Raw genomic sequence first — 26,201 nt, forward strand, 5'->3', positions numbered from 1 at the left:
GCACACACAAATATGACTTCTTCCACAACGCAATCGGAGTCCACCGTCGTAGACGGCGTGCACTACCACCAGCACGACATCGTCATTGTGGGAGCGGGTGGGGCTGGCATGCGTGCCGCCATCGAAGCCGGCCCCCACGCCAGCACCGCGGTCATCTCCAAGCTCTACCCGACGCGTTCGCACACCGGTGCGGCGCAGGGCGGCATGGCTGCGGCCCTGGCCAACGTCGAGGAAGACAACTGGGAGTGGCACACCTTCGACACGATCAAGGGTGGCGACTACCTGGTTGACCAGGACGCCGCCGAGATTCTGGCCAAGGAAGCCATCGATGCCGTCATCGACCTCGAGAACATGGGCCTGCCGTTCAACCGCACCCCAGAGGGCAAGATCGACCAGCGTCGTTTCGGCGGCCACACCCGCGACCATGGCAAGAGCCCGGTTCGCCGCTCCTGCTATGCCGCCGACCGCACCGGCCACATGATTCTGCAGACGCTCTACCAGAACTGTGTCAAGCGCGGCATCAACTTCTTCAACGAGTACTACGTCCTCGACCTCGTCATGACCAACGTCGACGGCGTCGACCAGCCGTCGGCTGTGGTCGCCCTCGACCTGTCGAGCGGCGAGCTGCACGTGTTCCAGGGCAAGGCGTTCATCTTCGCCACCGGCGGTTTCGGCAAGATCTACAAGACCACCTCGAACGCGCACACCCTCACCGGTGACGGCGTCGGTATCGTCTGGCGCAAGGGCCTTCCGCTCGAGGACATGGAGTTCTTCCAGTTCCACCCGACCGGGCTGGCCGGGCTGGGCATCCTCTTGACCGAAGGAGCCCGCGGTGAGGGCGCCATTTTGAGGAACGCCTCCGGTGAGCGCTTCATGGAACGGTACGCGCCGACCATTAAAGACCTCGCCCCGCGTGACATCGTCTCGCGCTGCATGCTCAAGGAGGTCGCGGAGGGCCGCGGCGCCGGGCCGGAGAAGGACTACCTCTACCTCGACTGCACGCACCTTGGCAAGGAACTACTCGAAACCAAGCTGCCCGACATCACCGAATTCGCCCGCACCTACCTCGGCGTTGACCCGGTCACCGAACCGGTGCCGGTCATGCCGACCGCGCACTACGCGATGGGCGGCATCCCCACCAACGTGAAGGCCGAAGTCTGGCGCAACAACGAGCAGATCGTTCCCGGCCTGTACGCCGCCGGCGAATGCGCCTGCGTCTCGGTGCACGGCTCCAACCGTCTCGGCACCAACTCGCTGCTCGACATCAACGTGTTCGGCAAGCGCGCCGGCAACAACGCGGTCGAATACGTCAAGACGGCGTCGTTCACACCCCTGCCGGAAGACCCGGCCAAGGAGGTGCGCGAACTGCTGGAAGGCATCCGCTCGTCAACCGGAACCGAACGCATCGCCGTGCTCCGCAAGATTCTGCAGGAAGAAATGGACAAGAAGGCGCAGGTGTTCCGCACCGACGAGTCCCTCGCCGAAGTCACCGAGACCATCCACGTGCTGCGTGAGCGTTACAAGAACATCGGCGTGCAAGACAAGGGTCGTCGCTTCAACACCGACCTGCTCGAGGCCGTTGAATTGGGCTTCCTGCTCGACCTCGCCGAGGTCGTCGTCTATTCCGCCCGCAACCGCAAGGAAAGCCGGGGCGGGCACCAGCGTGAGGATTACCTCGTGCGCGATGACGAGAACTATCTCAAGCACACCATGGCGTACCTCAAGGGTGACGCGATGAGCGCGGATGCCGCCGACCACATCAAGCTCGACTGGAAACCGGTTGTCATCACCCGCTACCAGCCGATGGAGAGGAAGTACTAGTGAGTAACGCCACGATTGATCAGAAGCCCGTCGTTCCCGAGGAGATCAAGTCCTTCACGGTCACGCTCATTATTCGTCGCTTCAACCCGGAGGTCGACGACGAGCCGCACTGGCAGGACTTCGACGTGCAGCTCTACCCGACCGACCGGGTGCTCGACGCGCTGCACAAGATCAAGTGGGAACAAGACGGATCGCTGACCTTCCGTCGCTCCTGCGCGCACGGCGTCTGCGGCTCGGATGCGATGCGCATCAATGGCCGCAACCGCCTGGCCTGCAAGACGCTCATGAAGGACCTCGACGTCACGAAGCCCATCTACGTGGAGGCCATCAAGGGCTTGCCGCTGGAGAAGGACCTCATCGTTGACATGGAGCCGTTCTTCGCCTCGTTCAAGGAGGTGCAGCCGTTCCTCATGAACAGCGTCACCCCGGTGAAGGGCAAGGAACGCATTCAGACGGTCGCCCAGCGCGCTCGCTTCGACGACACCACCAAGTGCATCCTGTGCGCCGCGTGCACGTCGAGCTGCCCGGTGTTCTGGACCGACGGCCAATACTTCGGCCCGGCCGCGATCGTCAATGCGCACCGCTTCATCTTCGACTCCCGCGATGAGAATGCGGCCGTGCGCCTCGACATTCTCAACGACAAGGAGGGCGTGTGGCGTTGCCGCACGACCTTCAACTGCACGGAAGCCTGCCCTCGCGGCATCCAGGTGACCCAGGCCATCGCCGAGGTCAAGCAGGCCATTATGCGTGGCAAGGCGTAACAGCTCGATCTGCTGTGAAGACACCCCCGTCGATTCGACGGGGGTGTCTTAGGTTGGTCGAATAAGCTGACACCGTGAAAGAGCTGGTAGAGCGCGTTCTGGCCTGGCGTCCCGTTCGGGTGCTGACCCATTTCAACACCGTGGGTGGTGGCATCCTGGCCGCCGAAATGTCCTACCAGGCGATCTTCGCCATTTTCGCGGCCGTCTGGGTGGGCTTCTCAATTGCCGGTTTGTTCCTGACCGCGAACCAGGGATTGCTGAATGCCCTGTACGCGATCATCAACCAGTCGGTTCCCGGCCTTATCGGTACCAAAGGCATCATCGACCCTGAGCTGCTCGCTACCGCTGGCATTCTCACCTGGACCGGCGCCATCGCACTGGTCGGACTGCTCGTGACCGCTCTGGGCTGGCTGTCCGCGACGGCGCAGGCCGTGCGCACCGTGTTCGACATGCCCCAGCAGACCACGTTTTTCCTCTGGGTCAAGTTGCGCGAACTCGGCCTCGGGCTGGTGTTTGGCCTCGCCCTCGTTCTGTCGGCGTTGGTCTCACTCGCGAGCACCGCGCTGCTCGGCGTGCTGTTCGGAATCTTTCAGATACCCCAGGACTCGTTCTTCTATGAAGCTTCGGCCAGGGTGATCGGCCTGATCGTCGTGCTTGTCATCGACACCCTCACGCTGGCCGGTCTATTCCGGGTGCTGTCCCGGGTGCGCATTCCCTTGCGGCGGCTGGTCGCTGGCGCTCTGCTCGGCGGAATCGCACTCGGCGCGCTCAAGTTCCTTGGCGGCGCCCTACTCGGCGGGGCCAGCCGCAACCCGTTGCTCGCGACCTTCGCTGTGATCATCGGGCTGCTGATCTGGTTCAATCTCGTGAGCACGGTGACGTTGATCGCCGCGTCCTGGATTGCGGTCGGCATGAACGACGCGGGAATTCCGCCCCACACGCTCAGTGCCGATGAAGCCGCCGAAAATCAGGAGCAGCGCATGCATGATGCTCTGCGGTTGACCGCGCAGGCCGAACTCGCCGCCGCCAGGGTCGACCTCGATGCATCGCCCTGGTATGCCCGCTGGAGCGCACGTCGACGGCTCCGCGCGGCCGAGAGCATCGTTGACGGGTATGCCAGGGCGGATGCGGTCGACGCCCGTAAGTAGACTTGACCCATGCCTCAAGCCAAACCGCTCCGCATTGCCAGCATCAACACAAACGGGGTACGAGCCGCGTACCGCAAGGGAATGGGCGACTGGCTGCAGACCCGTGATGTGGACATTCTCGCCATTCAAGAGGTGCGCGCCTCGACCGAGGACCTCGAGGGTCTGTTGGGGCCGGACTGGAACATTCTGCACGACGCCGCGACCGCCAAGGGCCGGGCCGGTGTCGCCCTCGCCAGCCGGGCGGGCGCATCCATTCACCGGGTTGCCTTCGGCGCCGAAGAATTCGACAGCGCCGGTCGCTGGCTCGAAGCCGACTACGAGGTCGACGGCCAGCTCATTACCGTCGTGAGCACCTACGTGCACTCCGGCGAGACCGACACCCCGAAGCAGATTGAGAAGTACAAATTTCTCGACGCCATGATCGCCCGGCTGCCCGAACTGACCGAGCACAGCCCGCTCGCTCTCGTGCTCGGCGACCTCAACGTGGGCCATCGCACGCTCGACATCAAGAACTGGCGCGGTAACAAGAAGCACGCGGGTTTTCTGCCAGAGGAGCGGGAGTATTTCGATCGCATCCTCGGGGCGGAAGGCGACGAGCGCTACAACGCGGGTGCCGGCCTGGGGTGGGTCGATGTCGGGCGCAAGTGGGCCGGCGAGGTCGAAGGGCCGTACACGTGGTGGTCCCAGCGCGGGCAGGCATTCGATACCAATACCGGGTGGCGCCTGGATTACCATCTGGCCAGCCCAGAGCTGGCGGCATCCGTTTTGAATTATGCGGTCGACCGGGCCGCGGCGTACGACCAGCGCTGGAGCGACCACTCCCCCGTCGTTGTCGACTATGACCTTTCTGGAGCCAAATCATGACCAAACCCCGCTTGTATTCGGGCATGCAGCCCTCCGCCGAGTCCCTGCAGATCGGCAACTATATTGGCGCGCTCCTGAACTGGAAGTCGCTGCAGCAGACGCACGACGCGTTCTTCTCCATCGTCGACCTGCACGCCATCACCGTCGCCCAGGAGCCTGCCAAGCTCCGCGAGAACACGCGGGGCACGGCGGCGCAGTACATTGCGGCTGGCATCGACCCGTCGGCGTCGACGCTGTACGTGCAGTCGCACGTTGCCGCGCACGCGCAGCTGGCCTGGGTGCTCAACACCATCACCGGGTTCGGTGAGGCGAGTCGCATGACGCAGTTCAAGGACAAGTCCGTGCGGCACGGCGCCGACGCGACATCCGTTGGCCTGTTCGCCTACCCGACTCTGATGGCGGCGGATATTCTGCTGTATCAAACCACGGTGGTGCCGGTCGGGGAAGATCAGCGTCAGCACGTGGAGCTCACCCGCGACCTCGCTCTGCGCTTCAACTCACGGTTCGGCGACACCTTCACGATTCCCGAAGTGGCGATCGTGAAGGAGACCGCGAAGATCTACGACCTGCAGAATCCCACGTCGAAAATGAGCAAGTCGGCCGAGTCGCAGGCCGGTATCATCTGGCTGCTCGATGAGCCCGGCGTCACCAAGAAGAAGATCATGCGGGCCGTGACGGATGCCGACGGCGGCGTGGTCTTCGACCGCGAGAACAAGCCGGGTGTGGCCAACCTGCTCACGATCTACTCCGTGCTTGCGTCGCAATCGATCGAGTCGCTGGAAAACGAGTATGCCGGACGGGGTTACGGAGACCTGAAAAAGGGGCTCGTCGAGGTGGTTCTCGGTACCTTCGATCCGATCCGCGAACGCGTGGCCGAGCTGCTGGGCGACCCGGCCGAGCTCGACCGGGTGCTCGCTTCGAACGCGGCCCGAGCTTCTGACATCGCGAATGAGACCCTGGCCACCGTCTACGACCGCGTCGGCTTTCTGCCCCCTCGCTGATGCAGCCGTTCGCGCTCTCATCACCGCTGGTACTGCTTGATACGCCCGTCGTCGCAGACACCGACCGGGTCTTCGAGTACTGCCAGGACCCGCTCTTTGAGCGCTACCTGACCGTTCCGTGGCCTTACCGCTTCGAGCACGCCGAAGGATTCCTCGCTGAGTACGTCCCCGCCGGATGGATGTCGGATCGGGAATATACCTGGGCGTTGCGGGACCCTGGCGGACCAGAACTGCTGGGCATCATTGGGCTGCGCCTGACGGGCGAATCCGTCGCGGCGGACGCATCCGTTCACCGGGTGGGGTCGATCGGATTCTGGCTGGGTGCCCCGCACCGTGGCCGCGGGCTCATTCCCGAAGCGCAACGACTCGTCGCTGATTGGGCGTTCGCGGAGGGGATTATCGATGTTCTGCACTGGGAATGCCTGCTCGGAAACGTCGCGTCAGCCCGAGCGGCCTGGAAGTCGGGGTTTCGCTATACCGGCGTCGGGCCATCCGTCGCCGCCTATCGGGACGGAAGCTACCCCGACTCCTGGCAGGGCCACCTCGCCGCCGGAGATGACCGCAGCCCGCAGCCCGGCTGGCCAGCCGCGGCCCTCGCCCGATGACCACGCCCCGGGTCGTGCTGTTCGACCTCGACGACACCCTGTTCGCTCACCGGGCCGCGGTCGCGGCGGGTATCCTGCTGCACCTCGACCGGGTTGGCGGCGCCTTCGCGGCCGGTGACCGAACGGCAGCGACCGTGCTGTGGGACGCGCTCGAGGAGGAGCACTATCACTCCTACCTCGCCGGCGCTCTCACCTTTGCCGGCCAGCGCCGCACCCGCGCCCGGAATTTCGCCGCCTCGTTCGACATCGCGCTGACCGACACCGAGGCGGATGAGTGGTTTGACGAGTATTTCCAGAGCTACCGGGCCAGCTGGCGGCTGCACGACGACGCGCTCCCCTGCTTCGATGAGCTCGCCGAGATGATTCCCGGAGTGCGTTTTGGCCTCATCACGAACGGCGACCCGGTTTTTCAGGGCGAGAAAATTCGTCGGGTCGGCCTGGCCGACCGGTTCGAGCATGTCGTCGCCTCGGGTGCGCTCGGCTTTGCCAAGCCCGACGCGCGCATCTTCGAACACGCCTGCGCATTGTTTGGCGTGCTCGTCGAGGAGACGGTTTACGTGGGCGATCGGCTGCGCACGGATGCCATGGGCGCGGCCGCCGCGGGGCTGACGGGGGTCTGGCTCGACCGCGCCGGCGCATCCGCTGTCAACGTCGCCGACACAGACAATGCCGCCCGCCTTGGAGTTCTCCGCATCGATACTCTCGCCAGTCTGCCGGGCCTGTTTGCTGCCCTTCCCGGGGCATAACTCCTGCAAATTGCAGTCGGTGCCCGGCGCCGGCCCGGAATTGCGGGCTTCTGTGCCGGCTCGCGCGAAATCTGCAGGAGTTATGCGCCTCGGATGCCCATTGCCGGGGCGACGCTGTCGACTCGGGAGCTGCCATACCGGCAAATGTCGACGAGCTTCTGAATTGCTCGAAGCACTCCCTCCGGATCGAACATGATGTCCTGATAGAGCACGCGGAGTGTCACATAGCCGAGGGCTGCCAGCAAGCGATCTCGGGTGCGATCGCGAGTGTGTTCGTCCCAGGTCTTGTGGTGACTCTGGCTGTCCGCCTCAACGACTACACAGCCCTCGACCAGTACGTCGACCCGGCCAACCTGATCGATGTACACCTGGATGTCGCAGCGGTACCCGGCGGAGCGGAACAGGTCGCGCAGGACGGACTCTTGGCCGGCATCCACTCGTGCATCGATGCGGGAACGCAGACTGCCATGCTTGTCGGGGACATGGGCAAAGATCTCATCGAGGTCGGCTGCCCGAATCTTGTGCTCGTGCAGGGCTGTGTCGAGCGCCGCCAGGGCGAAGCGAGGTTCCTGACACTGGATAATCTGGGCGAGGGCGTCGCGGGCCCCTACGCGGTATTCGGTGCCATCAGTGCTGTCGATGAGCGGCCACCAGTGCAGCTCGACGCCGTCCCGCGGGGCGGCAGCCAGAGGAACGTGCCGGCTTTGGGGACTGCGCAGACGGGATGCCTCCCGCGGAATATGCACGTGGGTAAATTGCGAATCGAACGCAAAAAAGCCGATCTCTCGGGCCGCCGAAACGCACGCTTCGCGCCCGCCGACGCGAACCGCCTCCAGGGTGTGGCGGTCAGTTCCCGGTAGAGCGTAATGATCGCGGCGCACTCGGATGAGGGTGTTGCTGCGCACTGCAGCCGTGATGTGTTTGGGTCGCATGCCGCTGTTCAATAAGTCCTGTCGGCTGACGATACGGCACTGGCCAGCGTGGGAGGTCAAAAATGGGTTCATGCAGACGATCGTCGTCATTCTCCGGTCACTACGACCGCCCCGCAAGCAATCTGGGGAGAGCACTTTCAGTCGCCTGTGGATAACTCTTTCGTGCCGCACCCCGCGCGCCGGCGCATAACTCCTGCAATCTCTGCCCGCGTCCGCAATCTAGCCCGGAAGCACGCGGGTCGGCCGGACCAGGACCCCAATTTGCAGGAGTTACGCGTTCGGGCCATCCCCGAGTGACGACGGTCATCCAGAAGGGCTGTCGAGCCGGATTGACGGATCGCCGAGCGGCACCGGGGCATAACTCCTGCAAATTGCAGCCGTTGCATTCGAGAACCGCGAAAAAACGGGCCTCCGAAAATTCCCTGCGGCAAATTGCAGGAGTTATGCGCGTTGGTGGTGGTGGTGATGGTGGTGGTGAGGACTACTGCACGTCTTCGTCTACCCAGTCGAGGGTCTTCGTGACGGCCTTCTTCCAATTGCGCAGGAGACGAGCGGCTTCCTCTGGGTCCATGGCGGGCTCCCAGCGGGAGTCCTCCTGCCAGTTGGAACGGAGGTCGTCGAGGCCGCTCCAGAAACCCACGGCGAGGCCGGCCGCGTAGGCGGCGCCCAAGGCTGTGGTCTCCGCGACAACCGGCCGAACGACCGGCACGCCGATGATATCGGCCTGGAACTGCATGAGCAGGTCGTTGGCCGTGGCACCACCATCGACCTTGAGCTCGGTCAGCGGCACCCCGGAGTCCGCGTTGACCGCGTCGAGCACCTCGCGGGTCTGATAAGCGATGGCCTCCAGCGCTGCCCGGGCGATGTGACCCTTGTTCACATAGCGGGTGAGACCGACGAGGGCTCCGCGCGCGTCCGACCGCCAATACGGCGCGAACAGGCCGGAGAAGGCGGGCACGAAGTAGGCACCACCATTGTCGGTGACCGTCTTGGCGAGGTCTTCGATCTCGGAGGCATTCTTGATGATGCCGAGCTGGTCCCGCATCCACTGCACGAGCGAGCCGGTGACAGCGATCGACCCCTCGAGGGCGTAGTGCACCGGGGCGTCGCCGAGCTTGTAGCCCACGGTGGTGAGCAGGCCGTTCTTCGAGTGGATGATGTCGAGACCGGTGTTGAAGATCAGAAAGTTTCCGGTGCCGTAGGTGTTTTTCGCCTCGCCCTGATCGAACGCAGCCTGGCCGAAGGTCGCGGCCTGCTGGTCACCGAGGATTCCGGCTATCGGCACCTCGCGCAGCAGGCTGTGCCCGCTAGCGATGCCGTACACCTCGGATGACGACTTGATCTCCGGCAGCATCGACTTCGGCACGTCGAAGATACTCAGGATCTCATCGTCCCACTGCAAGGTTTCCAAGTCCATGAACATGGTTCGGCTGGCGTTGGTGACGTCGGTCGCGTGCACGCCGCCCTCGGTGCCGCCGGTCAGGTTCCACAGCACCCAGGAGTCGGTCGTGCCGAACAGGAGGTCGCCGGCATCCGCTTTCGCGCGTGCCCCTTCAACGTTTTCCAAGATCCAGACGATCTTGGTTCCGGAGAAGTAGGTGGCCAGCGGCAAGCCGACCTTCGCCTTGAACCGATCGATGCCACCATCCGCTGCCAAGCGGTCGACGATCGGCTGCGTGCGGGTGTCCTGCCAGACGATGGCGTTATAGACGGGCACGCCGGTGGTCTTGTCCCAGACGACAGCGGTTTCGCGCTGGTTGGTGATGCCGACGGCTTCGATGTCGTGGCGGGTGATGTTCGCCTTCGACAGCGCCTGGCCGATGGCCTCACGGGTGTTGTCCCAAATTTCCTTCGGGTCATGCTCGACCCAGCCGGCCTGCGGCAGAATCTGTTCGTGCTCAAGCTGACCGGTCGAAATAATCGACCCAGCCTTGTCGAAGACGATCGCGCGGGAGCTCGTGGTTCCCTGGTCGATGGCGAGAACGTACTTGGCCATGTGTAACTCCTTTGTTGTTCCAGGTGAGAAATACGATGTTGAAACGATAAAGACTATGTCGGCAGGCTTAGCCCAGGACGGGCAGCAGCACACCCGATGACGCGCCGGCGAGCACACCGCCGATGATAGGACCGAGAACCGGAACCCAAGAGTAGGACCAGTCGCTGCCGCCCTTGCCCTTGATCGGCAGCAGGAAGTGCGCGATGCGGGGACCGAGGTCACGCGCGGGGTTGATGGCGTACCCGGTGGGCCCACCGAGCGAGGCACCGATGGCGATCACCAACAGCGCCACCGGCAGCGCGCCAAGTGCGGCCAACCCGCCAGCATCGCCATTGCGGCCGAATCCGATGACCACGAAGACGAGCACAAAGGTGCCGATGATCTCGGTGACGAGGTTCCACCCGTAAGAGCGGATGGCCGGCCCGGTCGAGAAGACGCCGAGCTTGTTGGCGGCATCCGGCTCCTGATCGAAGTGCTGCTTGTAGGCGAGCCAGACAACAACGGCACCGAGAATACCGCCGATCATCTGCGCCCCGATGTAGGTCAATGTCGATACAACGTTGACGGGCACGCCTGAGACGAAGGTGTCTTCCCCGCTCGCGATGAGACCGAGAGTGACGGCCGGGTTCAGGTGGGCACCGGAGTTGTAGGCGGCGATGACGCCGGCGTAGACCGCGAGGCCCCAACCGATCGTGACCATGAGAAAACCACCGCCAAAGCCCTTGTTCTTGGCGAGTGCGACGTTGGCCACCACACCGCAGCCGAGTAATACGAGGATGGCCGTTCCCACGACCTCTGACATAAAGACGACACCGAGATTGTCCACATTGACCTTTCAGATGGGGTGCTGTTCACCGCACGCAACCGTGTTGTCGAGTGCGGCTGTCGTGCGTGTTGTCTAAAACGTATCGGCGCACGGGCCAGAGTGAGCAGGTTTCTCCTGCACGTTCGTGCAGATTGTCAGTACTCGTCAGCCCCGAGAGGGGGTTAGTCGACCAGAACGGCTTCGGCGACCGGGGCGAGGTCGACCCCGTGCACGTCGATCAAGGTACCGCGAGCCAGCTCGATCTCTTCAGCGCAGCGTGCGGCATCCCAGCCGAGAACGGGGGCGACGACGAGCGCCAACTCCTCGATCAGAGGAGTGGTCACGCTGCCAACGAAGGCCAGGCTGGTGCGGCGCAGCAGTACGTCGATCAGCCGCACGACGCCCTCGAACCCGGCTAAAAACTCGATTTCGCGCCGCGTATAGGCGGCGTTGTGCACGAGGGGGGCATCCGCTGGACCGACCGGATCGATGAGAAAGTCAATAACCTCGCTCGCCCTGGTGCCGTAGCGAGCGAGCAGGGCCGCGGCGCGATCGGTGCCCACCTCGTCGCCGTGGGAAGTGACCCAAACCAGGTGGGCAGCCTCCGAGGCCGGCCAGTCGCGGCCGCCACCGATAGCGAGGCCCTCGGTAGAGACAGTGCGCGGCAGGCCGAGCAGTTTCAGGATGTCGGTGCTCAAGTTCTCGGCGAGGGCGCGGAAGGTGGTCCACTTGCCGCCGACCAGGCTGAGCAGGGTGCCGTCAGCGGCGTCGGTGCGGGGCAACGGCCGGGACTCAATGCGGTAGTCGCGGGAGACGAAACCCGGTGTTTCATCGTCGTGTCGCGGTAACGGACGCACACCGGCGAAGCGAAACACGATGTGCGAACGATCGACCTGCACCGTTGGGAAAACGTGCGCGACCAGATCGAAGAAATAATCGATCTCGTCTTCGGTGCAGCGAATGGGCTGGGTCATGTCGTGCTCGAGGTCGGTGGTACCGACCAGAACGCGACCCTTGAGCGGGTAGATCAACACGATGCGGCCGTCTTCGTGCTCGAAGAAGATCTCCCGGCCTCCGGTCGCTGCCAGGAGTGCCGGGTTGTCGAGCACGACGTGGGAACCCTTGGTGCCGCCCATGAAAGTGCTCGGCTGGCCGAGAGCGTCATTGGTCAGGTCGGTCCACGGCCCGCTCGTGTTGACGACGATATCCGCTTGAAAAGTGAATTCTTCACCGGTGATGCTGTTGCGAAGGAGCACGCCGCTTTCGTTCATGCCGGCTGCCTCGACATAGTTGGCGGCACGAGCGTGCGGACCGGCGTCGAGGCCGTCGCGCAGCACGTCGAGGGCGAGGCGTTCGGGGTCATGCATGGCGGCGTCGTAGTAGGTGGCCGTGTACTTGAGGCCAGGGTTCAGCAGCGGCAGGGCGGCGAGTGCCTTGGTGCGGCCCGTGAATTCGTGGCGGGGTACCGTTCCACCGTCACGGGAGAAGGCGTCGTAGATCATCATGCCGATTTTGATAAGCATTGCGCCGCGCTCGACGTGCTTGGCGCCCTGCTTGTGGGTGAGAAAACGCAGCGGCGCGGCCATCGCGCCCGAGAAGGTCGAGAAGATGGGAATGGTCGTCTGCAACGGCTTGACGTAGTGCGGCGCGATCTTGAGCAGGCCGTTGCGTTCCTCGACCGACTCCTTGACCAGGCGGAACTCTCCATTTTCGAGGTAGCGCACGCCGCCGTGGATCATGTGCGAGCTGGCCGACGAGGCGCCGGAGACGTAATCGTTCTTGTCAACGATGACCACGTCGACGCCTTGCAGGGCCAGATCGCGAAAGGTGGCAATGCCGTTGATACCGGCGCCGATGATGAGCACCTGAGCGCTCGGGCGCTTGGAGATTGCAGTCGAAGTCTGTGAGTTCAAGAACGACATTGTTGTCACCTCTGTCTCGGGGATTGCCCGAAAATTTGCGTAGGGCAAGCCATATGAATAGATTCAGTCTGACAGTCCGACACAATTTCTCAATCGGATTGAACATACGTGCAAGGAGCCCCGTGACCTTCGATACCGATCCCGCACAGTCCGATCGCAGCCGTGACGCCCTGACCGCCGCGCACCTGTATTACATGCAGGACCTCACGATGGATGCCATCGCTCAGGAGCTGCACACCTCCCGTTCCTCGGTCTCCCGCCTGCTCAGCCACGCGCGCGAGACCGGCCTGGTGGATATTCAGATTAAGTCTCCACTGGATGCTCCGAGTCACCTCGAGCAGCAGATCGAGGCTCGATTTCAGATCACCGCTCACGTCGTTCCGGTGCCGGACAGCGCGAATGACGTCGATCGGCTCGAGCGTGTCGCCCTCTCGGTTGCACGGATTCTCGGCCAATACTTCGACTCAAACATGACTATGGGTATCGCCTGGGGTTCCACCATGAACGCGATCAGCCGGCACATCACTCCTAAACAGACCCACAACTCTCAAATCGTGCAGCTGAACGGTGCCGGAAACATGCGCACGACCGGCCTGGGCTATGCGAGCGAAATTCTCGGCCGTTTCGGCACGGCGTTCGGCGCGCACGTGCAGCAGTTTCCGGTGCCCGCCTTCTTCGACGACCCGGCTACCAAGCAGGCATTGTGGCGGGAGCGCAGCGTCAGCCGCCTGCTCGAGATGCAGGCCATCATGGACATCGCCTTATTCGGTCTCGGTTCCCCCTTCTCCGGCGTGGTCAGCCGCGTCTACGCGGGCGGCTATCTCGAACAGGCCGAATTCGATGCGCTCGGCGCAGCCGGCGTGGTCGGCGACGTGGCGACGGTCTTCTACCGCGCTGACGGCTCGGCCGACGGTATCGCCCTGAACGAACGGTCCACCGGCCCGGACTTCACCGTGCTGCGGCGCACGCCGCGCCGCATCTGCGTCGTGGCTGGCCGCTCCAAGCTCGCTAGCCTGCGCGGTGCCCTCGCCGCATCGCTCATCACCGACCTATTCGTCGATGAGAGCACTGCCCGCGCGCTGGTCGAGGCCCCCTGACATCGTTACCCCCACAGAGGATGTCCCCAGGAATACCACAACGTGCAGCCTGTTGCACTATAACTAGAAGTAGAACTTGCAGTACACGTGCTCCGGGGTCGGTGTAATTCCGAACCGGCGGTTAAAGTCCGCGACCCGTTAGTCCCTTGAGATTGTTCGAGGGACCAGCGGTTGAGCTGGTGAAACTCCAGCACCGACGGTCAAAGTCCGGACGGGAGGCGCACGAGTTGGTTGGCTCCTATGGTCGACCGACGGGTTTGTGCATGCTGCACACCCCATACCCCCGGAGCTCGTCCGACACGGATGAGGGCGGGATGACAAACAACGCGGCAGTCGGCCTGGACAGCCCGGTCCTGGCCAGCGCAATGCGCCGAGCCCTCGAACTTGCCGCCCGCGGTCCGGACACCGGCGTGAACCCACGGGTCGGCTGCGTCATTCTGAACGCCAACGGCGAGACCCTCGCCGAAGGCTGGCATCGCGGCGCCGGCAGCCGGCACGCCGAGGTCGACGCGCTATCCCAGCTCGCCCCCGGGCTGTCCCGAGGCAGCACCGTCGTCGTCACACTCGAACCGTGCAACCATGTCGGCCGCACCGGTCCGTGCGCGGTGGCCCTGATCGACGCCGGCGTCGCCCGCGTCATCTACTCCGTGACCGACCCCGGCGAGCACTCCTGCGGCGGTGCCAAGCGGCTGCACACGGCCGGCATCGCGGTGGAGGGTGGCCTGCTCGCCGACGACGGCGAGACCCTTCTCGGCGACTGGCTTGTCGCCGCCCGCCTCGGCCGCCCCTTCATCACGCTCAAGTGGGCATCCAGCCTCGACGGTCGCGCGGCCGCTTTCGATGGCTCCAGCCGCTGGATCACGGGCGCGACGGCCCGCCTCGACGTGCACCGGCGTCGCGCCGCCAGCGATTCAATCCTGGTCGGCACCGGCACCGTGCTCGCCGACGACCCGGCACTGACCGCCCGCGACTTCGCTGGCGATCTCCTCGCCGGGCAGCCCATTCCCGTGGTCGTCGGCCGACGAACGTTGCCGGCATCCGCTGCGGTATTCGCACACCCGCACCCGCCACTATTTTTCGACGGCCTCGACCTGCCTGGCCTGCTGGCCGACCTGCACAAGCGGGCCGTGCGCACCGTGTTCATCGAGGGCGGGCCCACCGTGGCAAGTGCCTTCGTCGCCGCTGGGCTGGTCGACGAGTACCTGATCTACCTGGCGCCGACGCTGATCGGTGGCCCCCGACTGGCCCTTGGCGATATCGGCGTAGAAACCATCGGCGAGCAGCGTCGCCTCTCCATCCACTCCCTCCACCGCCTCGGCGACGATATTCTCATCGTTGCGCGGCCGCAAACCACCTAAGGAACCCATGTTCACCGGAATCATTGAGGAGCTCGGCCAGATCGAGCGCATCGAGACCACAGCGGATGCTGCCCGCTTCACCATCCGCGGCCCGCTCGTGGTCGAGGGCGCCGGCCACGGCGACTCGATCGCCGTCTCGGGGGTCTGCCTCACCGTGGTGGAGCGCACCGCCGAAACTTTCACGGCCGACGTGATGGCGCAGACCCTGCACATGTCGACGCTGTCCGACGCCCGCGTCGGCTCCCCGGTCAACCTCGAACGCGCAGCGCTCGTCGGCGGGCGCCTCGGCGGTCACATCGTGCAGGGCCACATCGACGGCACAAGCACCGTGCTCGCCATCACACCGGGAGACGCCTGGCGGGTGCTGCGATTCAGCCTTTCCCCCCACCTTGCCCAGCTCGTGGTCGACAAGGGCTCGATCGCAATCGACGGCGTCTCGCTTACGGTGAGCAACATCAGCCCTGCCACCGAGGCGACTCAGTGGTTCGAGGTGTCACTCATACCAGAAACCCTCTCCGCCACAACCCTCGGCGAGCGCCGGGTCGGCGACCTCGTCAACATCGAGACCGACATTCTGGCCCGCCACGTTGAACGAATGCTGGCCCTCGGCGCCGCCGCAAAAACCCCAGAATCCCAGCACGCAACCGCACCAAGGAGCGCATCATGAGTCTCGCCGATATTCCCTCCGCACTGGACGCCCTGCGCCTCGGCCGACCGGTCATCGTCGCCGACGACGAGGGCCGCGAAAATGAGGGTGACGTCATCATCTCGGCCCAGCTCGCCACCCAGGAATGGATCGCCTGGACCGTGCGCTACTCGTCCGGGTTCATCTGCGCGCCGATGACCAACGAGCTCGCCGACCAGCTCGATTTGCCGGTGATGGTCGTGAACAACGAAGATCCGCTCGGCACCAACTACACGGTGAGCGTCGACGCCGCCGACCGGCTGTCGACCGGGATCAGCGCCGCCGACCGCGCCCACACCCTGCGGGTGCTCGCCGACCCCGCGTCGGCACCGGCGAGCCTGCACCGCCCCGGCCACATCCTGCCGCTGCGTGCCAGAGATGGCGGCGTGCGCGAACGGGGCGGCCATACCGAAGCCGGTGTCGACCTGATGAAACTGGCCGGTCTGGTTCCAGTCGCGGCGATTGCCGAGATCGTCGCCGAAGACGGTGAGATGATGCGCCTCCCCGGCTTGCTCGAACTCGGGGAGCGAGAGGGTCTGCTCGTCATCACGATCAAAGACCTGATCAGCTACCTCAATGAGTTTCATCCCGACGAGGCCCTGCCGACACTCGCCCCGCTCATCGAGGCACCGCGGGTCGACTTCGAAGTGGAGACGACGGTACCCACGCGGCACGGTGCTTTCCGGGTACGCGCATACCGGGACCGCTCGACCGGTGCCGACCACGTTGCTCTCGTTGCGGGCACCCCGGTCGACGGCGCCATCGTGCGCGTGCACTCCGAGTGTCTCACCGGCGAAGCGTTCGGCTCGCTCAAGTGTGAGTGCGGACCGCAGCTGAACGCTTCGCTCGACATCATCCAGGCGGAAGGCGGCGTGGTCGTCTACCTGCGCGGCCAGGAGGGGCGCGGCATCGGCCTCATCAACAAGCTGCGGGCCTATGCGCTGCAGGAAGACGGCCTCGACACCCTTGACGCCAACCTGGCGCTGGGTCTACCCGGTGACAGCCGCGACTATGGCGCGGCCACGAGCATCCTGCACGATCTGGGATTGCGCGAGGTACGACTGCTGACCAACAATCCCGAAAAAGTGCGCCAGCTCGAGCTACACGGCATCACCGTGACCGAGCGTGTACCGCTTGTCGTCGGCATCGGGGAGTTCAACGAGGAGTACGTTGCTACCAAACGGGACCGGATGGGGCACCATATCTCCAACATCGAAATCATGAATGGAATCGCCTAATGGCTGGAACCGGACCCACAATCACCGTTGACGGACGCGGCCTGCGCGTCGTCATCGTAGCCGGACAGTGGCACGACGTGATCACCGACGGCCTCATCGCCGGTGCCACCCGGGTACTCGAAGCGAGCAACGCCGAGTTCTCGCTCGTGCGGGTACCGGGCAGCTTCGAGCTGCCCGTCACCTGCAAGGTCGCTCTGGACAGCGGGGCCGATGCTGTCGTCGCCCTCGGTGTGATCATTCGCGGCGGCACCCCCCACTTCGACTTCGTGTCGAATGCGGCAACGGATGGCCTCACCCGCGTCGCGCTCGACACCGGCAAGCCGGTTGGCTTTGGCGTGCTGACGCTGGACGATGAGCAACAGGGTCTCGACCGGGCCGGACTACCCGGTTCGAAGGAAGACAAGGGCGCGGAGGCGGCATCCGCTGCTCTGGCCACCGCGCTGGTGCTTCGGGAGCTACGCGGGCACATCGGGTAATTAGAGGTGCGTTTGAGTGCCTAGGCTGAACGCATGGACCTTCTACGCAACATTCTGCTCATTCTGCACTTCGTCGGTTTGGCCTCGCTGCTTGGTGGCTTCCTCGTGCAGATCAAGCCGATCATTGCCGGCAAGGGCACGATTGTCGCCGCGATGTTCCACGGTGCGCTGACCCAGTTGGTCACCGGTGTGCTGCTCGTCGGCATCATCGAAATGGGCTCGCTCGGCCATATCGACAACATCAAGATCGGCCTCAAGCTGCTCGTGCTGATCGTGATCACCGTGCTCGTGATCGTGAACCGCAAGAAGCCGAGCGTGTCCTCGCTCGTGCTGTGGGCCATCGGCGCCCTGACCTTCGCCAACATCGTGATCGCGGTGCTCTGGAAGTAACGGGTCGCGAAGGCGATAGCCCCGGGGGTAAGCTGTTTTGTGACCTCTACACGCGGCCACACCACTATTCGTGCGTAAACGCTTCCGCGGGAAGTCAGATCGACTTGCGGGTTTCGTCGGCGCTCAGCCATCCCGACCGGAGCGTTTCACCTTCATGTCTACAAGCACAGCGTCAGTTTCGACGCCGACCACACCTTTGAATCCGAAGGGCCGCGTCATTATGGCGAGCCTCATCGGCACGACCATCGAGTTCTACGACTTTTACGTCTACGCGACGGCCGCCGTGCTGGTCTTTCCGCACCTGTTCTTTCCCACCGGTAACGAGACCACAGCACTCCTCGCTTCCTTCGCCGTCTTCGGCGCCGCCATGGTCGCCCGCCCGATCGGCGCACTGTTCTTCGGCCACTTCGGTGACCGCAAGGGACGCAAGGCCACCCTGGTGGGCGCGCTGCTCACGATGGGCATCGCGACGTTCCTGATCGGCCTGCTGCCGACCTACGACATGATCGGCTGGTGGGCACCGTTCATGCTCGTCATCCTGCGTCTCGCCCAGGGCTTCGCCCTCGGCGGCGAGTGGAGTGGCGCTGCCCTCGTCGCGACCGAGAACGCACCCGTAGGCAAGCGCGCCTGGTACGGAACCTTCCCGCAGGTCGGCGCCCCGCTCGGCTTCATCATCGCCAACGGCTTGTTCCTCGGCCTGGCGCTCGCCCTGCCGTCGACCGACCCGACCCGTCCGTCAGAGGCGTTCCTCGAGTGGGCGTGGCGCATTCCGTTCCTGTTCTCGGCTGTGATGGTCATCGTCGGTCTTTGGGTGCGTTTGCGCCTGGTCGAAAGCGAGGTCTTCACCAAGGTCGTCAAGGCCGACCGGGTCGAGAAGCTGCCGCTCGCGGCGGTGTTCAAATCCAACTGGCGTGAACTCATCCTCGGTACGTTCATCATGCTCGCGACCTACGTATTGTTCTACCTGATGACCACGTTCACGCTCGGCTACGGCCGGGCCGCGACGGATGCCCCGGTTCCGGGACTCGGCTTCAGCTACAACAACTTCATCCTCATGATGATTCTCGGCGTCGTGTTCTTCGGAATTTTTACCCTCGCCTCCGGCCCCTGGGCGGACAGGCATGGCCGCCGCAAGACACTCATCATCGTGACCATCGCCATCATCGTGTTCGGTTTGCTGTTCGTGCCGTTGCTCGGCGCCGGCTTCCCCGGCGTGATGCTGTTTCTCATCGTCGGTTTCTCGCTGATGGGGATGACCTTCGGTCCGATGGGCGCGCTGCTGCCCGAGTTGTTCCCGACGAGCGTGCGCTACACCGGCTCAGCCTTCGCCTACAACATGAGTTCGATTCTCGGCGCGGCCGTCGCCCCGTTCATCGCCATCTGGCTATGGACGCTTGGCGAAGGCAGCCCGTTCTGGGTCGGTATCTACCTTTCGATCATGGCCGTCATTACCCTGATCGCGCTGGTCCTCAGCCGCGAAACGAAGGACCTCGACCTGCACCGGTAGGTTGTCGCCGCACAGCAAACGCACCCCTCTCGCGATCGCGAGGGGGGTGCGTTTCTTTTCAGTTCAAGAACAGGGCCTTGAGGCGGCGAGTGGTGAAGACCAGGCCGATCACGATCATCACGACGTAGTAGAGCACGTGCCAGAGCAGGCCCGGGTCTATCTGCCCGGTGGTCAAGGCACGAACCAGCTCGACGCCATGCCAGAGCGGAAGTGCCTGAATCACGTACTGGATGCCCTGCGGATAGACGCTGAGCGGATAGAACGTGGCCGAGAACAGAAACATCGGCAGCATTACAAAGTTGATCCAGTCCATCTGCTGGAAGGTCTTCATGTAGCTCGTGACCGCCATGCCCACGCTCGCGAAACCAAACGCGATGAGGAGCACCGCCGGCAACGCGACCAGCGCCCACCAGGACAGATTGAGCCCAAGCGCCTGCATGACGAGCAGGAATCCGGTCGCGTAGAGCAGCCCGCGCAGCAGGGCGAGCGAGATCTCGCCCAGCGCCACGTCGAGCGGGCCGAGCGACGTGGACAGCATGCCCTCGTAGAGCTTGGCGAACTGCATCTTGAAGAACACGTTCCAGGTCGAGTCGTAGATGGCACCGTTCATCGCGGCGACGGCGAGCAGGGCCGGAGCAATGAACGCCGCGTAGGAGACCTGAGCGCCGTCAGCGGTCTGCACCTGGCCGATCAGGGCTCCGAGACCGAGGCCCATCGACAAAAGGTAGAAGATGGGCTCGACGAATCCGCTAAGCACCACGAGCGAGTTGGTGCTGCGCGTGGCCCGCCAGCCGCGCGCCATCACACTGCGCGCGTTGCCGGCATACAGACTGCCAAATGGTCGGGTCGAGCCAGCGGATGCCGCGATCGTCGACGGGGAGAGCTGCGGCCCGGTCATTTGTTCAACCGGCGCACGGTGAGACGGCGCGCCCAGATCCAGCCGATAGCCAGCAGGGCGGCGAGGTAAAGCACGTGCACGACGCTCAGCCAGATCGGCTCCGGCAGGCCATAGGCAAAGACGCGCGAGAGCTCCGTGCCGTGCCAGAGCGGCGAGATCCAGCCGATCCATTGCAGGTACGGTGGCAGCACGTCGAGCGGGAAGAACGTGCCAGAGAACAGGGTCATCGGTAAAATCACGAAGCGTTGCACCATGGCGAGCTGCCCGGTGTCGTCCTTGAGGGTGGCCGTGTAGCCCATGACGAGCGCGCCGAACGCGAGTCCGGTGAGCAGCGCCACCAGCACGGCCACGAACCCGAGCGCACCGGGCACTGCCCCGAAGACCAGCATGAAGACGTAGAAAATCGCGCAGGTGAGCAGCATGCGCGCGGCGACCGAGATGACGATGCCGTTGATGATCTGGCCGGGTTGGATGGAGCTCGCGTTCATACCGAAAAAGGTCGGGTTCCACTTGAAACCGAGCATGATCGGGTAGGTGAACTCCTCAGCGGCGACCGCGATCGCGCTACTCGCGAGCAGCGCTGGGGCCAGAAAAGCGAGGTAGCTCACGCCGGTGACCGCGTTGTCGCCGAGATTGCCGTTCACGAGGCTGGCCAAGCCGACGCCCATCGCGTAGAGGTAGACGAGCGGGCTGCCGACCGCGGTGAAGAGCACGGTCTGGGCATACGACCGCATCACCCGGAACCGGTGCTCGGCCACATACCAGGAGCCGTAGCGGCGGGTGCGCGCCGCGGCCGCAACGGCCGCCGCGAGCGTCTGTGAGCGGATGCTGTCGCTCACGCCGTGCTGAAAGTCGCTCATTCGATCAGGTTTCGGCCGGTGAGACGCAGGAACACGTCTTCGAGGCTGGAGCGGCGCACGAGGCTGGTGATGGGGTGAAGGCCGGCCGCGGTCATCCGCTCTAATTCGTGCTCGCCGCTGTCGCTGTAGACCAGGATGCGGTCGGGCAGCACGTCGACCCGCTCACCATAGCCCTGGATGCGACCGGCGACCTCGGCATTCTGGGTAGAACCGAAGCGCACTTCGAGTACTTCGCGGGAGGAATACCGGCGAATGAGGTCGGCTGGCGAGCCCTCCGCCATGATGCGACCCTTGTCGACGACGACGAGGCGGTCGCAGAGCTGTTCGGCTTCATCCATATAGTGCGTGGTCAAAAGCAGGGTCGTGCCCTGCTCTTTGAGGCGGAACAGACGGTCCCACAGAATGTGTCGCGCCTGTGGGTCGAGGCCGGTCGTCGGTTCGTCGAGCAGCAGGATGCGCGGGTCGTTGATCAGGGCCCTGGCGATGGTGAGGCGGCGTTTCATGCCGCCAGAAAGGTCATCGACCTTGGCGCCGGCCTTGTCGGCGAGCTGGGCGAACTCGAGCAGTTCATCGGCGCGGCGGGCCACCCGGGCGCGGGGCAGCCCGAAGTAACGGCCGTAGACCAGCAGGTTCTCGCGCACCTTCAGTTCCATGTCGAGGTTGTTCTCCTGCGGCACCACGCCGAGCTGCCCGCGAATCTCGGGACCGTAGCGATTGGGGTCGAGACCGAGCACGTCGAGGTCACCGCTGGTGCGGGTGGAGACCGCGCCGATCATGCGCATCGTCGTGGACTTGCCTGCGCCATTGGGGCCGAGCAGCCCGAAGGACTCCCCCGGCGCGACCTCAAAACTGATGCCGTCGACAGCGACAAAGTCCTTCGAGTTTTTTACGGGATAACTCTTGACGAGATTCTGGGTGGCGATGACAGGCGCTGGCACAGTTCTAACCTAGACCGCCACCGCTCCAGTGGGGATGGTTCGCATCTGCGGCGGTTAAGATTTATGAGTGACTACCGCTACCCGTGCGCCCGAAACCTCCGCTGCCCCCGCCTCCCCCACCGCAGTCAAGCCGCCCCGCGGCCGACGCGGCCGCCCCGCTCCCACCGGGCCGAGGGCGACGTTCAGCCAGTTGCTGCCCTACCTGTTCGAGCACAAAAAGGTCCTCAGCGTCGTCATCGTGCTGAGCGTGCTCGGGGCTGCCGCGAGCCTGGCCCAGCCTCTGCTGGTGAGCCGAGTCATCACGATTGTGCAGGCTGGAGATCCGCTCGGATCCCTCGTCGGACTGCTGATCGCCCTCGTGGTACTTTCGGGCCTGATCAGCGGCTACCAGCACTACCTGTTGCAGCGCACCGGCGAGGGGGTCGTCCTCTCGAGCCGCCGCAAACTGGTCGGGCGCCTGCTGCGCCTGCCGATCAGCGAGTTCGACGCCCGTCGCACCGGAGACCTCGTCTCTCGCGTCGGCAGCGACACCACCCTGCTGCGCGCGGTGCTCACCCAGGGCCTGGTCGAAGCCATCGGCGGATCGCTCACCTTCATCGGTGCGCTCGTGGCAATGCTCATCATCGACCCGGTGTTGCTGGGACTGACCGTGCTCGTCATCGCGGTATCGGTGGTCACCGTCACCCTGCTGTCGCGTCGCATCCGCACCGCGAGCACGGCCGCCCAGGTCAAGGTCGGCGACCTCGCCGCCAGCGTCGAACGAGCGATCAGCGCCATCCGCACCGTACGTGCCGCCAATGCAACCGAACGTGAAGTCGCTGTGATCGACGAGGACGCCCGCGGTGCCTGGCGCATGGGGATCAAGGTCGCCAAGATCAGCGCCCTCGTCGTGCCGATCGCCGGCATCGCCATGCAGGTGTCGTTCCTCGTCGTACTCGGCGTCGGCGGTTTTCGCGTCGCGAGCGACGCCATCACCATTGCCGATCTGGTCGCGTTCATTCTCTTTCTCTTCATGATGATCATGCCGCTCGGCCAGTTCTTCGGCGCGATCACCTCGGTCAACTCCGCGCTCGGCGCGCTCGGCCGCATCCAGGAAATCATCGATCTGCCCGCGGAAGACCAGTTCGACCGAGACATCGCGCCGCTCGCCATGACCGTTGGTGCCGCGAACGAAAAGGTTCGACCAGAGGCCGCCGCTATCAGCTTCGAGAATGTGCACTTCGGCTATGCTGCGGCGCCGGTCGAGGTTGACGCCGAAGCAGATCCTGACAGCCCTTCGACAACGGATGCTGCCGGCTCGGTCGCTTCCGCTTCCGCCGCCGCAGGTGCCGCGGAAGCCCGTCCGGTGCTTCAGGGAGTCTCCTTCAGCGCCCCGCGCGGGCTGCGCACGGCACTCGTCGGACCCAGCGGTGCCGGTAAAAGCACGATCCTCGCTTTGATCGAGCGGTTCTACGACGTCTCCGATGGCACGGTGCGGCTCGGCGGGCTGGACATCCGTTCGCTGGATCGCACCGCGCTCCGCTCCCAGATCGGTTACGTCGAACAGGATGCCCCCGTGCTCGCCGGATCGCTGCGCGATAACCTGACACTGGCCACCCCCGATGCCACCGACGAGGACTGCATTAAGGTGCTCCACGCGGTCAACCTGGGCGAGGTACTCGAACGCGACCCGGCCGGACTGGGAGCCGCCGTTGGTGAATCGGGCGTGAAACTCTCCGGTGGCGAACGCCAGCGGCTTGCGATCGCCCGGGCGCTGCTCGCGGCTCCGCCGATTCTGCTACTCGACGAATCCACGTCGAGCCTCGACGGCAAGAACGAGCAGATGATGCGGGAGGCCATTGACGCCGTCGCGGCCGATCGCACGCTCATCGTGATCGCGCACCGCCTGTCGACCGTGGTCGACAGCGACCAGATCGTGGTGCTCGACCACGGCGAGGTGGTCGGCGTCGGCACCCACTCCGAACTCGTCGTCTCGACCCCCCTCTATCGGGATCTCGCCAAGCACCAGCTGCTCGTCTAGCCCGCCATGCCGGTACGTATTGCCGGTAGAAATGCAACACGCCGGGCAAACTCTGTTGAGGTGACGGCGTGTCACGAAATCTACCGGCGTTACGTTCACCGATAGCGCAGAGTCAGCAGCTGAAACGGGACGCAAATGGCCCCGTCACGGGACGTGACGGGGCCATTTGCGCTGTACGAAACTAGTCTTTCAGATGGTAGCGCACGCTCGCGAGCTCGGCACGCAGCGCCGGCGGCACCCTGTCGCCGAACTTGTCGAAGTATTCCTCGGTGAGGTCGCACTCGGCCAGCCAGCTGGTCTGGTCGATCGCGAACAACTGGTCAACGGCTTCCTTTGACAGGTCAAGACCGTCCAGGTTCAGGCCGTCCTCGGCCGGGAGAAGCCCGATCGGGGTGTCGATGGCGTCGGCCGTGCCCTGAATGCGGCGAATCATCCATTCGAGAACCCGCGAGTTCTCGCCGAATCCGGGCCAGATGAATCCGCCGTCCGGGCCCTTACGGAACCAGTTGACCTGGAAGATCGCCGGGGCGTTGGTGCCGAGTTCCTTGCCGACCTTGAGCCAGTGACCCCAGTAGTCAGCCATGTTGTAGCCACAGAACGGGAGCATCGCAAACGGGTCGCGACGCAGCTCGCCGACGATGCCGTCAGCGGCCGCGGTCTTCTCCGAAGAGATCGTGGCGCCCATGAACACGCCGTGCTTCCAGCTGCGAGCCTGCGCCACCAGCGGAACGTTGGTCGCCCGACGGCCGCCGAAGACGATGGCATCGATCGGCACGCCGCCGGCAGCTTCCCAGTCGTCGGCGATCGACGGGCACTGAGCGGCCGCAACGGTGAAGCGCGAGTTCGGGTGCGCGGCGGTACGACCGGAGTCGGGCGTCCAGTCCTTGCCCTGCCAGTCGATCAGGTGGTCTGGAGCTTTTTCGGTAAGACCTTCCCACCAAACGTCTCCGTCATCGCGCAGGGCAACGTTAGTGAAGATGGTGTTGCCCCACATGGTGGAGACGGCGGTCGGGTTGGTGGTTTCACCGGTTCCGGGGGCGACTCCGAAGAAGCCGGCTTCCGGGTTGATCGCCCAGAGACGACCGTCTTCGCCCTGACGCAGCCAGGCGATGTCGTCGCCGATGGTCTCGACCCTCCATCCGGGGATGGTCGGGCGCAGCATCGACAGGTTCGTCTTGCCGCAGGCCGACGGGAAGGCTGCGGCGACGTGGAACACACCGCCGTCGGGCGAGATGAGCTTGATCAGCAGCATGTGCTCGGCCAGCCAGCCCTCGTCCCGGCCCATCACCGACGCGATGCGCAGGGCGAAGGACTTCTTGGAGAGCAGTGCGTTTCCACCGTAGCCGGACCCGTAAGACCAGACCTCGCGGGTGTCGGGGAACTGCACGATGTACTTGTCGTCATTGCAGGGCCACTCCACCTCGGGGCGAGTGATGCCCGACTGGTCGACGAGCGGGTAGCCGACGCTGTGCACGGTGTGCACCCACGGTTCGCCGGCTTCGATCATGGTCAGCACGGTCTCGCCCATGCGGGTCATGATGCCCATGTTGAGCACGACGTAGGGAGAGTCCGTGATCTCGACGCCGAGCTGCGAGATCGGGCCGCCGAGCGGACCCATCGAGAACGGCACGATGTACATGGTGCGACCGCGCATGGAGCCGGCGAAGACACCGCGCAATTCGGCGCGCATGGCCGACGGTTCGGCCCAGTTGTTGGTGGGGCCGGCATCCGCTTCGTCGTTGGAGCAGATGAAGGTGCGATTCTCGACGCGGGCGACGTCCTTCGGATTGGTGCGAGCAAGAAAGCTGTTGGGGCGCCATTCCGGGTTCAGCCGGATGAGCTGACCGGAGGCGACGAGAAGTTTGGAAAGCTCGTTGGCCTCACGCTTGGAGCCGTCGCACCAGACGATCGCGTCGGGTTCGGTCAGGCGCGCGATCTCATCGACCCAGGCCTGCAGGTTGGGGTCGGTGCTACCCGTGCGGGTCGGGTAGGCGTCCCCGGTGTTCTGGCGGGAAGAGTTGGTGAGAGTCATCGTCTGGCCTTTCTGTTCTGCTCGGGTAGGTGCAAAGTTGTGGAACGCCGGGCTGCGTTGCTTACGTGGCGTTGCGTACGGCCATAATTTCGGCTACAAAC

The 26,201-nt window shown here is 64.4% G+C and carries 23 protein-coding genes and 1 riboswitch; of the genes, 15 read left to right on the forward strand and 8 right to left on the reverse strand.

Annotated features, from left to right (window positions below; all coding sequences use genetic code 11):
- The first annotated feature begins 12 nt into the window (after nt 1-12).
- The 7 genes from sdhA to E3T39_RS11785 all read left to right on the forward strand — a co-directional run bounded on the left by sdhA (nt 13) and on the right by E3T39_RS11785 (nt 6,946).
- Entirely contained in the window at nt 13-1,821 is a 1,809-nt protein-coding gene (sdhA, locus tag E3T39_RS11755) for a succinate dehydrogenase flavoprotein subunit (RefSeq protein WP_134515483.1), read from the forward strand.
- Nucleotides 1,821-2,582, forward strand: a complete 762-nt coding sequence (locus tag E3T39_RS11760) for a succinate dehydrogenase iron-sulfur subunit (protein WP_134515485.1) — start codon at nt 1,821-1,823, stop codon at nt 2,580-2,582. The genes sdhA and E3T39_RS11760 overlap by 1 nt, the downstream gene beginning before the upstream one ends.
- A gap of 74 nt (nt 2,583-2,656) precedes the next feature.
- On the forward strand, nt 2,657-3,730 hold the full coding sequence (locus E3T39_RS11765) for a YihY/virulence factor BrkB family protein (protein ID WP_134515487.1): 1,074 nt from the start codon (nt 2,657-2,659) through the stop codon (nt 3,728-3,730).
- Between the two features lie 9 nt (nt 3,731-3,739).
- Nucleotides 3,740-4,594 (forward strand): exodeoxyribonuclease III, encoded by an 855-nt coding sequence (locus E3T39_RS11770; protein WP_134515489.1) that lies wholly within the window; start codon nt 3,740-3,742, stop codon nt 4,592-4,594.
- Nucleotides 4,591-5,595, forward strand: coding sequence for a tryptophan--tRNA ligase (trpS, locus tag E3T39_RS11775; protein ID WP_134515491.1), 1,005 nt, complete (start codon nt 4,591-4,593; stop codon nt 5,593-5,595). Before E3T39_RS11770 ends, trpS begins: the two co-directional genes overlap by 4 nt.
- Nucleotides 5,595-6,200: a GNAT family N-acetyltransferase gene (locus E3T39_RS11780; RefSeq protein ID WP_134515493.1), complete on the forward strand. Its 606-nt coding sequence runs from the start codon at nt 5,595-5,597 to the stop codon at nt 6,198-6,200. Before trpS ends, E3T39_RS11780 begins: the two co-directional genes overlap by 1 nt.
- The gene (locus tag E3T39_RS11785; RefSeq protein ID WP_134515495.1) at nt 6,197-6,946 is read left to right on the forward strand and encodes an HAD family hydrolase; all 750 of its coding nucleotides are present in this window, start codon (nt 6,197-6,199) and stop codon (nt 6,944-6,946) included. Before E3T39_RS11780 ends, E3T39_RS11785 begins: the two co-directional genes overlap by 4 nt.
- A gap of 80 nt (nt 6,947-7,026) precedes the next feature.
- Here E3T39_RS11785 and E3T39_RS11790 read toward each other — a convergent pair whose 3' ends face one another.
- The 4 genes from E3T39_RS11790 to E3T39_RS11805 all read right to left on the reverse strand — a co-directional run bounded on the left by E3T39_RS11790 (nt 7,027) and on the right by E3T39_RS11805 (nt 12,601).
- Complete coding sequence (locus tag E3T39_RS11790) at nt 7,027-7,968, reverse strand: endonuclease domain-containing protein (RefSeq protein ID WP_134515497.1); 942 nt, start codon at nt 7,966-7,968, stop codon at nt 7,027-7,029.
- 391 nt (nt 7,969-8,359) lie between these two features.
- Nucleotides 8,360-9,874 carry a glycerol kinase GlpK gene (gene glpK, locus E3T39_RS11795; protein WP_134515499.1) on the reverse strand — a complete coding sequence of 505 codons (1,515 nt, stop codon included), beginning with the start codon at nt 9,872-9,874 and terminating at the stop codon, nt 8,360-8,362.
- Nucleotides 9,875-9,941: 67 nt separating this feature from the next.
- Complete coding sequence (locus E3T39_RS11800) at nt 9,942-10,676, reverse strand: MIP/aquaporin family protein (protein WP_134515805.1); 735 nt, start codon at nt 10,674-10,676, stop codon at nt 9,942-9,944.
- 185 nt (nt 10,677-10,861) lie between these two features.
- Nucleotides 10,862-12,601, reverse strand: coding sequence for a glycerol-3-phosphate dehydrogenase/oxidase (locus tag E3T39_RS11805; RefSeq protein WP_134515500.1), 1,740 nt, complete (start codon nt 12,599-12,601; stop codon nt 10,862-10,864).
- A gap of 194 nt (nt 12,602-12,795) precedes the next feature.
- Between E3T39_RS11805 and E3T39_RS11810 the strand changes: the two genes are divergently transcribed.
- From E3T39_RS11810 to E3T39_RS11840, 7 genes are all read left to right on the forward strand, one after another.
- On the forward strand, nt 12,796-13,698 hold the full coding sequence (locus tag E3T39_RS11810; RefSeq protein ID WP_241979690.1) for a sugar-binding transcriptional regulator: 903 nt from the start codon (nt 12,796-12,798) through the stop codon (nt 13,696-13,698).
- Between the two features lie 84 nt (nt 13,699-13,782).
- Nucleotides 13,783-13,925, forward strand: a riboswitch (FMN riboswitch).
- An 87-nt stretch (nt 13,926-14,012) separates the two neighbouring features.
- Nucleotides 14,013-15,056: a bifunctional diaminohydroxyphosphoribosylaminopyrimidine deaminase/5-amino-6-(5-phosphoribosylamino)uracil reductase RibD gene (gene ribD / locus E3T39_RS11815; RefSeq protein ID WP_241979664.1), complete on the forward strand. Its 1,044-nt coding sequence runs from the start codon at nt 14,013-14,015 to the stop codon at nt 15,054-15,056.
- A gap of 7 nt (nt 15,057-15,063) precedes the next feature.
- The gene (locus tag E3T39_RS11820) at nt 15,064-15,723 is read left to right on the forward strand and encodes a riboflavin synthase (RefSeq protein ID WP_134515504.1); all 660 of its coding nucleotides are present in this window, start codon (nt 15,064-15,066) and stop codon (nt 15,721-15,723) included.
- Nucleotides 15,720-16,979: a GTP cyclohydrolase II gene (gene ribA, locus E3T39_RS11825; protein ID WP_134515506.1), complete on the forward strand. Its 1,260-nt coding sequence runs from the start codon at nt 15,720-15,722 to the stop codon at nt 16,977-16,979. The genes E3T39_RS11820 and ribA overlap by 4 nt, the downstream gene beginning before the upstream one ends.
- Entirely contained in the window at nt 16,979-17,455 is a 477-nt protein-coding gene (gene ribH / locus E3T39_RS11830) for a 6,7-dimethyl-8-ribityllumazine synthase (RefSeq protein ID WP_134515508.1), read from the forward strand. Before ribA ends, ribH begins: the two co-directional genes overlap by 1 nt.
- A 33-nt stretch (nt 17,456-17,488) precedes the next feature.
- Nucleotides 17,489-17,845, forward strand: a complete 357-nt coding sequence (locus tag E3T39_RS11835; protein WP_134515510.1) for a hypothetical protein — start codon at nt 17,489-17,491, stop codon at nt 17,843-17,845.
- A gap of 154 nt (nt 17,846-17,999) precedes the next feature.
- Nucleotides 18,000-19,352, forward strand: a complete 1,353-nt coding sequence (locus E3T39_RS11840; protein ID WP_134515512.1) for an MFS transporter — start codon at nt 18,000-18,002, stop codon at nt 19,350-19,352.
- Between the two features lie 58 nt (nt 19,353-19,410).
- On the opposite strand, the gene E3T39_RS11845 is transcribed toward E3T39_RS11840, so the two are convergent.
- The 3 genes from E3T39_RS11845 to E3T39_RS11855 are packed head-to-tail and all read right to left on the reverse strand — an operon-like array spanning nt 19,411 to nt 22,048.
- The gene (locus E3T39_RS11845; protein ID WP_134515514.1) at nt 19,411-20,250 is read right to left on the reverse strand and encodes an ABC transporter permease; all 840 of its coding nucleotides are present in this window, start codon (nt 20,248-20,250) and stop codon (nt 19,411-19,413) included.
- A complete protein-coding gene (locus E3T39_RS11850; RefSeq protein ID WP_134515516.1) occupies nt 20,247-21,110 on the reverse strand; it encodes an ABC transporter permease in 864 nt (287 codons plus the stop codon). Before E3T39_RS11850 ends, E3T39_RS11845 begins: the two co-directional genes overlap by 4 nt.
- Entirely contained in the window at nt 21,107-22,048 is a 942-nt protein-coding gene (locus E3T39_RS11855) for an ABC transporter ATP-binding protein (protein ID WP_134515517.1), read from the reverse strand. Before E3T39_RS11855 ends, E3T39_RS11850 begins: the two co-directional genes overlap by 4 nt.
- Nucleotides 22,049-22,115: 67 nt before the next feature.
- On the opposite strand from E3T39_RS11855, the gene E3T39_RS11860 reads away from it, so the two are divergent.
- Nucleotides 22,116-24,068: an ABC transporter ATP-binding protein gene (locus E3T39_RS11860; RefSeq protein WP_134515520.1), complete on the forward strand. Its 1,953-nt coding sequence runs from the start codon at nt 22,116-22,118 to the stop codon at nt 24,066-24,068.
- A gap of 181 nt (nt 24,069-24,249) precedes the next feature.
- On the opposite strand, the gene E3T39_RS11865 is transcribed toward E3T39_RS11860, so the two are convergent.
- On the reverse strand, nt 24,250-26,100 hold the full coding sequence (locus E3T39_RS11865) for a phosphoenolpyruvate carboxykinase (GTP) (protein ID WP_134515522.1): 1,851 nt from the start codon (nt 26,098-26,100) through the stop codon (nt 24,250-24,252).
- Between the last annotated feature and the right edge of the window lie 101 nt (nt 26,101-26,201).

Source organism: Cryobacterium suzukii (assembly GCF_004403185.1).
Taxonomy (GTDB): Bacteria; Actinomycetota; Actinomycetes; order Actinomycetales; family Microbacteriaceae; genus Cryobacterium; species Cryobacterium suzukii.

Coding starts and splice junctions, on each gene's coding strand:
- sdhA (WP_134515483.1), top strand. CDS start 13: ATGACTTCTTCCACAACGCAATCGGAGTCCACCGTCGTAGACGGCGTG.
- E3T39_RS11770 (WP_134515489.1), top strand. CDS start 3,740: ATGCCTCAAGCCAAACCGCTCCGCATTGCCAGCATCAACACAAACGGG.
- trpS (WP_134515491.1), top strand. CDS start 4,591: ATGACCAAACCCCGCTTGTATTCGGGCATGCAGCCCTCCGCCGAGTCC.
- E3T39_RS11780 (WP_134515493.1), top strand. CDS start 5,595: ATGCAGCCGTTCGCGCTCTCATCACCGCTGGTACTGCTTGATACGCCC.
- E3T39_RS11785 (WP_134515495.1), top strand. CDS start 6,197: ATGACCACGCCCCGGGTCGTGCTGTTCGACCTCGACGACACCCTGTTC.
- E3T39_RS11790 (WP_134515497.1), bottom strand. CDS start 7,968: ATGACGACGATCGTCTGCATGAACCCATTTTTGACCTCCCACGCTGGC.
- glpK (WP_134515499.1), bottom strand. CDS start 9,874: ATGGCCAAGTACGTTCTCGCCATCGACCAGGGAACCACGAGCTCCCGC.
- E3T39_RS11800 (WP_134515805.1), bottom strand. CDS start 10,676: ATGTCAGAGGTCGTGGGAACGGCCATCCTCGTATTACTCGGCTGCGGT.
- E3T39_RS11805 (WP_134515500.1), bottom strand. CDS start 12,601: ATGTCGTTCTTGAACTCACAGACTTCGACTGCAATCTCCAAGCGCCCG.
- E3T39_RS11810 (WP_241979690.1), top strand. CDS start 12,796: ATGCAGGACCTCACGATGGATGCCATCGCTCAGGAGCTGCACACCTCC.
- ribD (WP_241979664.1), top strand. CDS start 14,013: ATGACAAACAACGCGGCAGTCGGCCTGGACAGCCCGGTCCTGGCCAGC.
- E3T39_RS11820 (WP_134515504.1), top strand. CDS start 15,064: ATGTTCACCGGAATCATTGAGGAGCTCGGCCAGATCGAGCGCATCGAG.
- ribA (WP_134515506.1), top strand. CDS start 15,720: ATGAGTCTCGCCGATATTCCCTCCGCACTGGACGCCCTGCGCCTCGGC.
- ribH (WP_134515508.1), top strand. CDS start 16,979: ATGGCTGGAACCGGACCCACAATCACCGTTGACGGACGCGGCCTGCGC.
- E3T39_RS11835 (WP_134515510.1), top strand. CDS start 17,489: ATGGACCTTCTACGCAACATTCTGCTCATTCTGCACTTCGTCGGTTTG.
- E3T39_RS11840 (WP_134515512.1), top strand. CDS start 18,000: ATGTCTACAAGCACAGCGTCAGTTTCGACGCCGACCACACCTTTGAAT.
- E3T39_RS11845 (WP_134515514.1), bottom strand. CDS start 20,250: ATGACCGGGCCGCAGCTCTCCCCGTCGACGATCGCGGCATCCGCTGGC.
- E3T39_RS11850 (WP_134515516.1), bottom strand. CDS start 21,110: ATGAGCGACTTTCAGCACGGCGTGAGCGACAGCATCCGCTCACAGACG.
- E3T39_RS11865 (WP_134515522.1), bottom strand. CDS start 26,100: ATGACTCTCACCAACTCTTCCCGCCAGAACACCGGGGACGCCTACCCG.